The organism is Stenotrophomonas sp. HITSZ_GD (assembly GCF_029543105.1).
Taxonomy (GTDB): Bacteria; Pseudomonadota; Gammaproteobacteria; order Xanthomonadales; family Xanthomonadaceae; genus Stenotrophomonas_A.
Genome location: NZ_JARQXB010000002.1, coordinates 1 through 12,561 on the forward strand (window position 1 = coordinate 1; position 12,561 = coordinate 12,561).

Annotated in this window: 10 protein-coding genes and 1 pseudogene; 8 read left to right on the plus strand and 3 right to left on the minus strand. The window is 68.7% G+C overall.

Going from position 1 to position 12,561, the window contains the following annotated elements:
- Positions 1-210: 210 nt before the first annotated feature.
- The 3 genes from P6166_RS01870 to P6166_RS01880 are packed head-to-tail and all read right to left on the minus strand — an operon-like array spanning position 211 to position 4,506.
- On the minus strand, positions 211-1,416 hold the full coding sequence (locus tag P6166_RS01870; protein ID WP_277762845.1) for an acetyl-CoA C-acyltransferase: 1,206 nt from the start codon (positions 1,414-1,416) through the stop codon (positions 211-213).
- A gap of 42 nt (positions 1,417-1,458) precedes the next feature.
- Positions 1,459-3,831 (minus strand): 3-hydroxyacyl-CoA dehydrogenase/enoyl-CoA hydratase family protein, encoded by a 2,373-nt coding sequence (locus P6166_RS01875; protein ID WP_277762846.1) that lies wholly within the window; start codon positions 3,829-3,831, stop codon positions 1,459-1,461.
- Between the two features lie 42 nt (positions 3,832-3,873).
- Positions 3,874-4,506 carry a TetR/AcrR family transcriptional regulator gene (locus P6166_RS01880; RefSeq protein ID WP_130318581.1) on the minus strand — a complete coding sequence of 211 codons (633 nt, stop codon included), beginning with the start codon at positions 4,504-4,506 and terminating at the stop codon, positions 3,874-3,876.
- Positions 4,507-4,737: 231 nt separating this feature from the next.
- On the opposite strand from P6166_RS01880, the gene ndk reads away from it, so the two are divergent.
- The 8 genes and pseudogenes from ndk to glp all read left to right on the plus strand — a co-directional run.
- Complete coding sequence (ndk, locus tag P6166_RS01885; RefSeq protein ID WP_022973082.1) at positions 4,738-5,163, plus strand: nucleoside-diphosphate kinase; 426 nt, start codon at positions 4,738-4,740, stop codon at positions 5,161-5,163.
- An 84-nt stretch (positions 5,164-5,247) separates the two neighbouring features.
- Entirely contained in the window at positions 5,248-6,381 is a 1,134-nt protein-coding gene (rlmN, locus tag P6166_RS01890) for a 23S rRNA (adenine(2503)-C(2))-methyltransferase RlmN (RefSeq protein ID WP_277763133.1), read from the plus strand.
- Positions 6,365-7,183: a type IV pilus biogenesis/stability protein PilW gene (gene pilW, locus P6166_RS01895; protein ID WP_277762847.1), complete on the plus strand. Its 819-nt coding sequence runs from the start codon at positions 6,365-6,367 to the stop codon at positions 7,181-7,183. Before rlmN ends, pilW begins: the two co-directional genes overlap by 17 nt.
- On the plus strand, positions 7,180-8,061 hold the full coding sequence (locus P6166_RS01900) for a helix-turn-helix domain-containing protein (RefSeq protein ID WP_277762848.1): 882 nt from the start codon (positions 7,180-7,182) through the stop codon (positions 8,059-8,061). Before pilW ends, P6166_RS01900 begins: the two co-directional genes overlap by 4 nt.
- A gap of 79 nt (positions 8,062-8,140) precedes the next feature.
- Positions 8,141-8,782, plus strand: coding sequence for a tetratricopeptide repeat protein (locus P6166_RS01905; protein WP_277762849.1), 642 nt, complete (start codon positions 8,141-8,143; stop codon positions 8,780-8,782).
- Positions 8,782-9,987 (plus strand): outer membrane protein assembly factor BamB, encoded by a 1,206-nt coding sequence (gene bamB / locus P6166_RS01910; RefSeq protein WP_277762850.1) that lies wholly within the window; start codon positions 8,782-8,784, stop codon positions 9,985-9,987. The genes P6166_RS01905 and bamB overlap by 1 nt, the downstream gene beginning before the upstream one ends.
- Positions 9,988-10,002: 15 nt before the next feature.
- A complete protein-coding gene (gene der, locus P6166_RS01915; RefSeq protein ID WP_277762851.1) occupies positions 10,003-11,400 on the plus strand; it encodes a ribosome biogenesis GTPase Der in 1,398 nt (465 codons plus the stop codon).
- A gap of 14 nt (positions 11,401-11,414) precedes the next feature.
- Positions 11,415-12,545: pseudogene (gene glp, locus P6166_RS01920) on the plus strand (gephyrin-like molybdotransferase Glp); the annotation flags it as partial.
- Between the last annotated feature and the right edge of the window lie 16 nt (positions 12,546-12,561).

Consider the following 12,561-nt stretch of genomic DNA (forward strand, 5'->3'; position numbering starts at 1 on the left):
CTTTCGGGACCGTAGGCGACATGGATGTCGCCTACGAGCCCCCATGGATGGGTTCACGGCGTGTCCCGAAAGGGCCCAGCCCCCGCAGGCCGTGCACGATCAAAGAACAGCCGATCAACCTCGAAGGCCAACACGCCCCAAAAACAAAGCGCACAAAAGAAAAGGCGGCCCGCAGGCCGCCTCTCCAACATCCAAAATCCACTGCAAAGATCAAAGCGCCTCGATGATCCCCGCAGCGCCCATGCCGGTGCCGATGCACATCGTCACCATGCCGTACTTCTGCTGGCGACGACGCAGACCGTGCACGATCGTCGCGGTACGGATCGCACCGGTCGCACCGAGCGGGTGGCCCAGCGCGATCGCACCGCCCAGCGGATTGATCTTCGACGGGTCCAGCTGGCTGTCGCGGATCACCGCCAGCGACTGCGCCGCGAAGGCCTCGTTGAGCTCGATCCAGTCGAGCTGGTCCTTGGTCAACCCGGCCTGCTTCAGCGCCTTCGGGATCGCCGCGATCGGACCGATGCCCATCACTTCCGGCCGCACGCCCGCCACCGAGAACGACACGAAGCGCGCCAGCGGCGTCAACCCGTAGTCCTTGATCGCCTGCTCGGAAGCCAGCAGCACCGCGCCGGCGCCATCGCTCATCTGCGACGAATTGCCCGCCGTCACCGAACCGCCGAACTGGCCGTTGCGGAACACCGGACGCAGCTTGCCCAGGCCCTCCAGCGACGTGTCCGCACGCGGGCCTTCATCGGTATCCACCAGCTTCTTGCGCAGCGCGATCGCGTTGCCCGCCAGGTCCGGCACGTGCGAGACGATCTCGTACGGGCTGATCTCGTCGCGGAACTCGCCGGCCGCAATCGCCGCCAGCGCCTTCTGGTGCGACGCCAGCGCGAACGTATCCTGGTCCTCGCGCGACACCTTCCACTCCTCGGCCACCTTCTCGGCGGTGATGCCCATGCCGTAGGCGATGGCCACGTGGTCGTCCTTGAACACCGACGGCGACAGCGCCACCTTGTTGCCCATCATCGGCACCATCGACATCGACTCGGTGCCGCCGGCCAGCATCAGGTCGGCATTGCCCAGGCGGATTTCGTTGGCCGCCAGCGCCACGGCCTGCAGGCCCGAAGAGCAGAAGCGGTTGATCGTCTGCCCGGCCACCGTGTTCGGCAGGCCGGCCAGCAGCACGCCGATGCGCGCCACGTTCATGCCTTGCTCGCCCTCGGGCATCGCGCAGCCGATGATCGCATCGTCGATACGCGCCAGGTCGATGCCCGGCGCCTGCGCCACCACCGAACGCAGCACGTGCGCCAGCATGTCGTCGGGGCGGGTATTGCGGAACATGCCCTTCGGCGCCTTGCCCACCGGGGTGCGGGTGGCGGCGACGATGTAGGCGTCCTGGATCTGCTTGGTCATTTCATTACTCCGGAATTCGAAGAAGGCCTCAAGCGCTGCGCATCAATTGCGCAGCGGCTTGCCGGTCTTGAGCATGTGGGCGATGCGGGCCTGGGTCTTCTCCTGCTGGGCCAGCTCCACGAAGTGCTGGCGCTCGAGCTTGAGCAGCCATTCCTCGTCCACCAGCGCGCCACGGTCCACTTCGCCACCGCACACCACCGTGGCGATGCGGCTGGCGATCTCGTAGTCGTACTCGCTGATGAAGCGGCCTTCCAGCATGTTGACCAGCAGCATCTTGAAGGTGGCGATGCCGACATCGCCGGCGACCTGGATGCGGTTGGCGGGCAGCGGCGGGCGATAGCCGCCCTCGGCCAGCGCCAGCGCCTCGGCCTTGGCGATGTACAGCGACTCGAAGGTGTTGAACACCACCTTGTCGGTCTGGCGCAGCAGGCCCAGTTCCTTCGCGTTGACCGCCGAGTTGGACACCTTGGCCATCGCCACGGTCTCGAAGGTCTTCTTCAGCTCGGCGAACACGTCACCGCCCGGACCGGCCGCCTGCGAAGCGCGCACCGCCAGTTCCTTCAGGCCGCCACCGGCCGGCAGCAGGCCCACGCCGGCCTCGACCAGGCCGATGTAGCTCTCCAGCGCGGCCACCGTCTTGGCACTATGCATCTGGAACTCGCAGCCGCCGCCCAGCGCCAGGCCACGCACCGCGGCCACCACCGGCACCAGCGAATACTTGATGCGCTGGCTGGTGCGCTGGAAGTTGGCGACCATCGCCTCGAACTCGGCGACCTTGCCGGCCTGCAGCGCGCCCAGCGCACCGGCCAGGTCAGCGCCGGCGGAGAAGGGCTCCTTCTGCTGCCAGATCACCAGGCCCTTGAAGTCCTTCTCGGCGCGCGAGACCGCTTCCTGCAGGCCATCGAGCACTTGGTCGGAAACGGTGTTCATCTTGGTCTTGAAGCTGACCACGGCGATATCGTCGCCGTCGTGCCACATGCGCAGGCCATCGTTCTCGAACACCGTCTCGCCCGGGCTGAACTTCTCGCCCAGCAGCGGATCGGGGAAACGCTGGCGGCGGTACACCGGCAGCGAGGAACGCGGCAGCTTGGCATCGCGCGCCGGGCTGTAGCTGCCCTCGGCGGCGTGCACGCCGTCGCGTCCGTCGAACACCCAGTTCGGCAGCGGGGCGTTGCTCATGCTCTTGCCGGCGGCGATGTCGTCGGCGATCCACTGCGCGACCTGCTTCCAGCCGGCGGCCTGCCAGGTCTCGAACGGGCCCAGCGACCAGCCGTAGCCCCAGCGGATCGCCAGGTCCACGTCGCGCGCGGTGTCGGCGATGTCGGCCAGGTGGTAGGCGCTGTAGTGGAACAGGTCGCGGAACGTCGCCCACAGGAACTGTGCCTGCGGGTGCTGGCTTTCGCGCAGCTTGGCGAACTTCTCGGCCGGGTTCTTGATCTTCAGGATCTCGACCACTTCCGGCGCCGCGGCGCGGTCGGCCGGGCGGTAGTCCTGCTTGGCCACGTCGAGCACGACGATGTCCTTGCCGACCTTGCGGAAGATGCCCGCGCCGGTCTTCTGGCCCAGCGCGCCCTTGGCGATCAGCGCCTCCAGCCACTTGGGCGACTTGAAGAACGCATGCCACGGGTCATCGGGCAGGGTGTCGGCCATGGTCTTGATGACGTGCGCCATGGTGTCCAGGCCGACCACGTCGGAGGTGCGGTAGGTCGCCGACTTCGGGCGGCCCACCAGCGGGCCGGTCAGGCCGTCGACCTCGTCGAAGCCCAGGCCGAACTGCTCGGTGTGGTGGATGGTGGACAGGATCGAGAACACGCCGATGCGGTTGCCGATGAAGTTCGGCGTGTCCTTGGCGTACACCACGCCCTTGCCGAGCGTGGTGGTGAGGAAGGTCTCCAGGCCTTCGAGCACGGACTTGTCCGTGCCCTTGGCCGGGATCAGCTCGGCCAGGTGCATGTAGCGCGGCGGGTTGAAGAAGTGCACGCCGCAGAAGCGGTGGCGCAGCTGCTCGGGCAGCACCTCGGCCAGCTTGTTGATGCCCAGGCCGGAGGTGTTGGAGGCCAGCACGGCGGTGTCGGACACGAACGGCGCGATCTTCGCGTACAGGTCCTGCTTCCAGTCCATGCGTTCGGCGATGGCTTCGATGATCAGGTCACAGCCGCGCAGCTGCTCCAGGCCGGTGTCGTAGTTGGCCGGGGTGATGGCCTCGGCCAGCGACTTGGACGCCAGCGGCGCCGGGCTCAGCTTGCCCAGGTTGGCGATGGCCTTCAGCACGATGCCGTCGGCGGGGCCTTCCTTCGCGGCCAGGTCGAACAGCACGGTGTCGACACCGGCGTTGGTGAGGTGCGCGGCGATCTGGGCGCCCATGACGCCGGCGCCGAGGACGGCCGCGCGACGGACTAGCAGGGGATTGGACATATCGATAAACCCTTGATGGATAACGACTACGGTGTGAACGGCTTAGGGTTGGGGGCGGGCCAGGAAGCCGGCCTCCGCGAAACGGATGAGTTCGCGCGCCGCATGGGCGCGGTGGTCGGCCTCGCTGACGCCGGCCGGGCGCTTGATCAGGCCGAAGTCGGCCATGGCGTAGGTCAGGGCGCCGGCCAGGAAATCCAGCCGCCAGTACAGCTCCTCCTTGCTCAGGCCCGGCACGCAGGCCGCGATGGCCTTGCCGAACTCGCGCAGGACATGGCCGTAATGGTCGGAGAGGAACTTGCGCAGGTTGTCGTTCTTCTCGGCGTAGGCCCGCGCGATGACCCGCACGAAGGCGCCGCCGCTCTGGCGGTCCTGCGCCATCGCCAGCGCCGGTTCGACGAAGGCGGCCAGCACGGCGGCCAGGTCGCCCGGGCGCTCGCGGCGCGCCTGTTCCAGCTGGGCCAGGCGGGCGGCGGTCATCTCGTCCATGCGCCGGCGGAAGACCTCGTTGACCAGGTTTTCCTTCGAGCCGAAGTGGTAGTTGACCGCGGCGATGTTGACGTCCGCGTGGCTGGTGACCAGCCGCAGCGAGGTGCCGGCGAAGCCATGCTGGGCGAACAGCTCCTCCGCCGCGCCGAGGATGCGGTCCTTGGTGGAGAAGTGGGCGGGCTTGGGCATGGCGGCGAGGGCATCAATCAAACGATTGTTTGATCCTATACCCTGCCGTATGGAAGTGCATTGTGCGCCGCAGCATGACCGCCCCGGCAGCCGGCGCCCGCCCAGTATGCAAAGCCCGCGCCAAGGCGTTAGAATTGTCCATCGCAAGTTCGGCTAAGCCCGCGTTTTGACGCGGGTTTTTTTCATGTTAACCTCGGGCCAGTCAGTGGCCCGCCCTCGGGAGATTTTTCCATGGCGCTGGAGCGCACCCTGTCCATCATCAAGCCCGATGCCGTCGCCAAGAACGTCATCGGCGAAATCTACAGCCGCTTCGAGAAGGCCGGCCTGAAGGTCGTGGCCGCCAAGTACAAGCAGCTGTCGCGTCGCGAGGCCGAAGGCTTCTACGCCGTGCACCGCGAGCGCCCGTTCTTCAACGCGCTGGTCGAGTTCATGATCTCCGGCCCGGTGATGATCCAGGCGCTGGAAGGCGAGAACGCCGTGGCCGCGCACCGCGACCTGCTGGGCGCCACCAATCCGAAGGACGCCGCGCCGGGCACCATCCGCGCCGACTTCGCCGATTCGATCGATGCCAACGCCGCCCACGGTTCGGACTCGGTCGAGAACGCCGCCATCGAAGTGGCGTATTTCTTCGCCGCCACCGAAGTGGTTTCGCGCTAAGAGAGAAGTGCCGTGAACGAGGTCGTCAGCCCCACCGAGCCGCGTGAGCTTCCCGTCCTCGACGGGAAGGTTGCCAAGCAGAACCTGCTGGACCTCGATCGCGCGGGCCTGGAGCAGTTCTTCGCCGAAACCCTCGGCGAGGCGCGCTACCGTGCCCACCAGGTGATGAAGTGGATCCACCACCGCTACGTCACCGACTTCGACCAGATGACCGACCTCGGCAAGGCGCTGCGGGCCAAGCTGCACGCGCACGCCGAGGTGGTCGTCCCGAACGTGGTGTTCGACAAGCCTTCCGCCGACGGCACGCACAAGTGGCTGCTGGCGATGGGCGCCGATGGCAAGAATGCCATTGAGACGGTGTACATCCCCGACAAGACGCGCGGCACGCTGTGCGTGTCCTCGCAGGTGGGCTGCGCGCTGAACTGCACGTTCTGCTCCACCGCCACGCAGGGTTTCAACCGCAACCTGTCCACCGCCGAGATCATCGGGCAGGTGTGGGTCGCGGCGCGCCACCTCGGCAACGTCCCGCACCAGCAGCGCCGCCTCACCAACGTGGTGATGATGGGCATGGGCGAGCCGCTGATGAACTTCGACAACGTCGTGCGCGCCATGAACGTGATGCGCGACGACCTCGGCTACGGCCTGGCCAACAAGCGGGTCACGCTGTCCACCTCCGGCCTGGTGCCGATGATCGACCGCCTCTCGGTGGAGAGCGACGTCTCGCTGGCGGTGTCGCTGCATGCGCCCAACGACGTGCTGCGCGAGACGCTGGTGCCGCTCAACAAGAAGTACCCGATCGCCGAGCTGATGGCGTCGTGCGCGCGCTATCTGCGCGCGAACAAGAAGCGCGACTCGGTGACCTTCGAATACACCCTGATGAAGGGCATCAACGACCAGCCCGAGCATGCGCGCCAACTGGCCAAGCTGATGCGCCAGTTCGACAATGCCGTGCAGGCGAAGGATTCGGGCAAGGTCAACCTGATCCCGTTCAATCCCTTCCCGGGCACGCGCTACGAGCGCTCGGACGAGGGACAGATCCGCGCCTTCCAGAAAATCCTGCTCGATTCGCAGGTGCTGACGATGGTGCGCCGTACCCGCGGCGACGACATCGACGCCGCCTGCGGCCAGCTCAAGGGGCAGGTGATGGATCGCACCCGCCGCCAAGCCACGTTCCGCCGGCAACTGGAAGCCCAAGACGGCCATGACGCGGCGGCATGAGCTGACGTTGTGTTTGCTGGTCGCGACCGCGCTGCTGACCGCCGGTTGCGGCACCGGGTCGCGCAACGCGAAGGCGGGCAAGGTCAAGCGCGTGGACAATGTCGCCCCGCGTTACGACGTGCGTGACGACCCGGCCACCCGCCAGCGGCTGGCCCGGCAGGAAAAGCTCGGGCTGGCGGTCAACCGTCTCCAGGGCGGGGATATTCCCGCCGCCGACGCGCTGGTGCGCGAGGTGATCAAGCAGGACCCGCGGCTGGCCGACGCCTATACCGTCCAGGCGCTCGTGCGCGACCGCCAGGGCGATGCACGAGGCGCCGGCGAGGCCTATCGCAAGGCGGCCGAACTGGCCCCGGAGCAGGGCGACACCCTCAACAACTATGGCGCGTGGCTGTGCGCGAACGGCTTCGCCGCCGAAGCGCTGGTGTGGTTCGACCGTGCGCTGGCCGCGCCCAATTACCGCACCCCGGCCGCCGCGCTGGCCAACGCCGGGGGCTGCGCCTTGCAGTCCGGGCAGGGCGAACGGGCGGCCGCGGACCTGGAAAAGGCGCTGCAGCTCGATCCCACCAATGCCTACGCGCTGGAATCGATGGCGCGCTACCAGGTCTCCCAGCGCCGCTACTTCGAGGCGCGGGCTTTCAGCGAACGGCGTCTGGCGGCTGCACCGGCCACGGCTTCCGTGCTACAACTTGCTATTCAGATTGAACAGGGGCTTGGCGACAAGGCAGCCGCCAGCCGATATCAGCAGCGGCTGGTCGAGGAGTTTCCGCCGACCACCGCCAACCCGGGGGCCAAAGCATTGTGATCAGTGAGTCCAATCCGAACCCTTTCGAGCAGGAAAAGGGATGCGGACAGTACCTGCGTGAAGCGCGCGAGGCCGCCGGGCTGACGGTGGACCAGGTGGCGACCCAGCTGCGCATGCCGGTACAGGTGGTGCGGTCGCTGGAGCAGGAGGACTGGCAACGCCTGGGCGCCCCGGTATTCGTTCGCGGCCAGCTGCGCAGCTACGCGCGCCTGTTGAAGGTGGACCTGGCGCCGCTGTTGCAGCAGGCGCGGCTGGAGAACGTGGAGCCGGTCAAGCTGGTCAGCCATTCGCACACCCCGCGCGGCCGGCGGATGATGGAGAGCATCGCCCGCCGCGCCGTGTACGTCGTGATCACCGGCGTGCTGGTCGTGCCGGTCTGGTACGCCATCCGCAGCGTGCCGGGCGAGCAGGGCCGCAACACCGCATCGCTGGACGTGGTGCCCGGCGAGAGCGCCGCCGCCCAGGTGGCCGGCGAGCCGGCCGCCACGCCGGCCACTTCGTCCACCCCGGCCGCCGCGGCGGCCAGCGCCGATGTCCCCAAGCCCACCACGCCGACCGCGCCGTACATCGCGTCGTTGACGCCGATGCCGCGCGCGGCGAGCGCGCCTTCCGGCGCCGGCCTGTCGTTGCACTTCACCGGCGAAAGCTGGATCGAGATCGTGGCGCCGGACGGCAGCGTGGTCGAGAAGGGGCTGGTGCGCGCGGGCGAGGATCGCAGCTACGAAACCGGCCGCGTCGGCCGCGTCAAGCTGGGCAATGCGTCGGCGGTAGAGGTTCAGCAAGCCGGCAGTATCGTCGACGTGAAACCGTTCCAGCGCGCTAACGTGGCGCGTTTTGCGGTATCCTCCGACGGCTCCGTGGTGCCCGCTGCCGAGTGATGTCGCAGGCTGCAGGCACCGCGGTTTTTCGTTTCCCCTTTGATGCTCCGGATCCGACAAGGACGGGGTGAGAGTACGCATGGCGATCGACGATCTGCTGGACGAACACGAACAAGGCGAACGCGTTCGCTCGTGGTTGAGGAAGAACGGCGCCGGCCTGATCGGCGGTGTCGTGGTGGGCCTGGGCCTGATCCTGGGCTGGCAGTGGTGGCAGAAGCAGCAGCTTTCCCACGCGGCCGAAGCCGGCCGCCGCTACGACGCGGTGGTCAAGGGCGTGGAAGCCGGCAAGCTGGACGAAGCCGCCAAGGCGATGCAGGACCTGTCCGCGGCCAAGGCCGCCGGCGTCTATATCGACCTTGCGGCGCTGGACCTGGCCAAGGCGCAGGTCACCGCCGGCAAGAACGATGATGCGATCAAGACCCTGCGGGGCATCCAGGCCGACGGCGCGCTCAAGCGGGTGGTCGACCAGCGGCTGGCCAAGCTGTTGATCGACGCCAACCAGGCCGCCGAGGCGGACAAGCTGCTGGCCGGGTACGACGACGGCATCAGCCTGGAAATCCGCGGCGACGCGGCGCAGGCCCAGGGTCAGCGCGACGCGGCCCGCGACCTGTACACGAAGGCCCTGGCCCAGGTGGCGGTCGGCGCGCCGCAGCGCGCCCTGCTGGAAGTCAAGCTCACCGATGCGGGCGGCACCGTGCCCGAACCCGCGGAGCAGATCTGATGAATCACTCGAAGTTGAAGCAGTTGGCGGCCATCGTGCTGCTGGGCGCCGCGCTGAGCGGCTGCAGCACGGTCAAGGGCTGGTTCACCAGCAAGGACGCCGCCGCGAAGAAGGCACAGGAGCCGGCCGAACTGGTCGATTTCAAGCCGACCGTGGAAGTGCGCAAGCTGTGGTCCACCGGCGTGGGCAAGGGCGAAGGCCGTATCGGCGTGCGCCAGCATCCCTCGGTCGCCGACGGCAAGGTGTTTGCCGCCGCGGTGGAAGGCGGCGTCGTCGCGCTCGACCTGCAGACCGGCAAGCAGGTCTGGGAATACAAGCCCGAGAAGGTCAAGAAGAAGCCCAAGCTGCGCCTGTCCGGTGGTCCCGGCGTGGGCGAGGGGCTGGTGGTGATCGGCACGCTCGACGGCCAGGTCATCGCCCTGGACGCGGCCAACGGCAGCGAGAAGTGGCGCGCCCGCGTGCCGAACGAAGTCATCGCCGCCCCGGCCATCGCGCAGAACCTGGTGTTCGTGCGCAGCAACGACGGCCGCGTCACCGCCTTCGAGGCGGGCAACGGCCAGCGTCGCTGGTTCCATGACAAGGAGTCGCCGTCGCTGACCGTGCGCGGCAACGCCTCGGTGCTCGCCGGCCCGGGCGTGGTCTTCGTCGGCAACGACGACGGCACCGTCGACACGCTGGCCATGCAGGACGGCCGCCCGCTGTGGTCGCAGGCGATCGGCGTGCCGGAAGGCCGCACCGAGCTGCAGCGCATGGCCGACGTGGACGGCACCCCGGTGCTGGAAGACCGCACGCTGTATGCCACCAGCTTCAAGAACGAGACGCTGGCCATCGACGGCCCGACCGGTCGCCCGATCTGGTCGCGCGACCATGGCGGCGCCGGCGCGGTGGGCGTGTCCCCCGGCCTGGTGGTCGTGGCCGACAACGCCGGCTCGGTCTGGGGCCTGGACAAGGGCACCGGCTCGGCGATGTGGTCGCAAGCCGCGCTGGCCCGCCGCTCGCTGACCGGCGCGGCGATCCAGGGCGACTACGCCGTGGTCGGCGACTACAAGGGCTACCTGCACTGGTTGCGGCTGGACAACGGCGAACTGGCGGCGCGCGAGCGCGCCGGGCGCGACGCCCTGGTCGGCCAGCTCGTCGTCTCCGATGGCATACTGCTGGTGCAGAACACGGACGGCAAACTGACCGCCTTCCGGCTGGCCCAATAAGACAGGAGTGACGCGATGCTGCCTTTGGTCGCCCTGGTTGGACGGCCGAATGTCGGCAAGTCCACGCTGTTCAATGCGCTGACGCGCAGCCGCGACGCGCTGGTCCACGACCAGCCTGGCGTCACCCGTGACCGCCACTACGGCGTGTGCCGGCTGGAAGGGCACGAACCCTTCATCGTGGTCGATACCGGCGGCATCGCCGGCGATGAAGAAGGCCTGGCCGGCGCGACCGCGCGGCAGGCCCGCGCCGCGGCCGGCGAAGCGGACCTGGTGCTGTTCGTGGTCGATGGCCGCGAAGGCGCCTCCGCGCTCGACGACGAAATCCTGGCCTGGCTGCGCAAGCTGTCGCGGCCGACCCTGCTGGTCATCAACAAGATCGACGGCGTCAACGAAGACGCCGTGCGCTCGGACTTCGCGCGCTACGGCTTCGCCGACGTCATCACCGTCTCGGCCGCGCACCGCCAGGGCCTGGACGACCTGCTCGACGAGGTGTGCGAGCGCCTGCCCGAGGAAGGTGCCGGCGAGCTGCTGGACGAAGACCCCAAGCGCATGCGCATCGCCTTCGTCGGCCGCCCGAACGTGGGCAAGTCCACGCTGGTGAACCGCCTGCTGGGCGAGGAACGCATGATCGCCTCCGAGGTGCCGGGCACCACGCGCGATTCCATCGCCGTGGACCTGGAGCGCGATGGCCGCGAGTACCGCCTGATCGATACCGCCGGCCTGCGCCGCAAGTCGCGCGTGGAAGAAGCGGTGGAGAAGTTCAGCGCGTTCAAGACGCTGCAGGCGATCGAGCAGTGCCAGGTCGCCGTGCTGCTGCTGGACGCCACCGAGGGCGTCACCGACCAGGACGCGACCGTGCTCGGCGCCATCCTGGAGGCCGGCAAGGCGCTCGTGGTGGCGATCAACAAGTGGGACGGCCTGACCGACTACCAGCGCGAACAGGCCGAAGACCTGCTTTCGCGCAAGCTGAGCTTCGTCAACTGGGCCGAAGCGGTGCGCATCTCGGCCAAGCACGGCTCGGGCCTGCGCGAGTTGTTCCGCGCCATCCACCGCGCGCACGCCTCGGCCACCAAGGAATTCAGCACCGCCGAGGTGAACAAGACCCTGGAAGTGGCCTACGAGACCAATCCGCCGCCGAGCATCCGCGGCCACGTCTCCAAGCTGCGCTACGTGCATCCGGGCGGCAGCAACCCGCCGACCTTCATCGTCCACGGCACGCGCCTGAAGGTGCTGCCCGATTCGTACAAGCGCTACCTGGAAAACTTCTTCCGCAAGCGCTTCAAGCTGGTCGGCACGCCGGTGCGCTTCATCTTCCGCGAAGGCGCCAATCCGTACGAAGGCAAGAAGAACGAGCTGACGGACCGGCAGATCGCGCGCAAGCGACGCCTGATGCGCCACGTCAAGGGCAAGTGACCGCGGCATCGCCGATGACCGCGTTTCCCACCCGCCTGTCCGTCGATGAAGCCCTGGCGCTGCTGCGCGGGCTGGCGGCAGCGCGTCGCATGCCGGTGGAACACCTGGCCACCGCCCGCGCGGAGGGCCGCGTGCTGGCGGCCGATGTCATCGCCGAGGTCCACCTGCCGGCGTTCGACAACAGCGCGATGGACGGCTTCGCGTTCCGCCATGCCGATGCCGCCGGCCACCGCCTGCGCCTGGCCGGCGAGCAGTTCGCCGGACATGCCGACGCCGCGCCGCTGGGCGAGGGCGAATGCGTGCGCATCACCACGGGCGCCCTGTTGCCGGCGGGTGCCGACACCATTTTGATGCGCGAACTGGCGCGCGAGGAGGGGGGCTGGATCACCTTCGACGCCGCCCCCGCGCCGGGCAGCTACGTGCGCCGCGCGGGCGAGGACGTGGGCGCCGGCGATGTCGTGCTGCGGGCCGGCAGCGTGCTCACCGCCGCGCGGATCGGGCTGGCCGCCGCCGTGGGGCGCGCGCAGTTGCCGGTGCATGCGCGGCCCACCGTGGCGGTGTTCGCTACCGGCGACGAACTGGTGGAACCCGGCGTGCCGCTGGCGCCGGGGCAGATCTACAACGCCAACCGCGACCTGCTGATGGCGCGGCTGCGCGAGCTGGGCTTCACCCCGGTGGCCTGGCCCACCTTGCCCGACGACCCGGCGCGCATGGAAACGGTGCTGCGCGATGCCGCCGCCGCGTTCGACCTGATCCTGACCTGCGGCGGCGTGTCCGCCGGCGAGAAGGACCACTTGCCGGCGCTGCTGGAACGCACCGGCCGCATCCATTTCTGGAAGGTGCGCATGCGGCCGGGCATGCCATTGCTGTGTGGTGAGCTGGACCGGGCCCTGGTGCTCGGGCTGCCGGGCAACCCGGTCTCGGTGTTGGCCACGTTCACCGCGTTCGCGCAGCCCCTGCTGGACGCGCTGCAGGGGCGGTCCGAACCGGCGCTGCGCCTGTACGCGGCGCTCGATGCGCCATGGGACAAGCGCCACGAGCGGCTCGAACTGCTGCGCGGGCGGCTGCACTGCGATGCGACGGGCCAGCTGCGGGTGACGCCGAACGCGGCCGACGCATCGCATCGCCTGCGCGGCGCGGCCGACCGCGCGGTGGGGGGGG

Excerpts from the sequence above, each read along its gene's own strand:
- P6166_RS01870 (WP_277762845.1), bottom strand. The coding sequence starts at position 1,416 with ATGACCAAGCAGATCCAGGACGCCTACATCGTCGCCGCCACCCGCACC.
- P6166_RS01875 (WP_277762846.1), bottom strand. The coding sequence starts at position 3,831 with ATGTCCAATCCCCTGCTAGTCCGTCGCGCGGCCGTCCTCGGCGCCGGC.
- P6166_RS01880 (WP_130318581.1), bottom strand. The coding sequence starts at position 4,506 with ATGCCCAAGCCCGCCCACTTCTCCACCAAGGACCGCATCCTCGGCGCG.
- ndk (WP_022973082.1), top strand. The coding sequence starts at position 4,738 with ATGGCGCTGGAGCGCACCCTGTCCATCATCAAGCCCGATGCCGTCGCC.
- pilW (WP_277762847.1), top strand. The coding sequence starts at position 6,365 with ATGACGCGGCGGCATGAGCTGACGTTGTGTTTGCTGGTCGCGACCGCG.
- P6166_RS01905 (WP_277762849.1), top strand. The coding sequence starts at position 8,141 with ATGGCGATCGACGATCTGCTGGACGAACACGAACAAGGCGAACGCGTT.
- bamB (WP_277762850.1), top strand. The coding sequence starts at position 8,782 with ATGAATCACTCGAAGTTGAAGCAGTTGGCGGCCATCGTGCTGCTGGGC.
- der (WP_277762851.1), top strand. The coding sequence starts at position 10,003 with ATGCTGCCTTTGGTCGCCCTGGTTGGACGGCCGAATGTCGGCAAGTCC.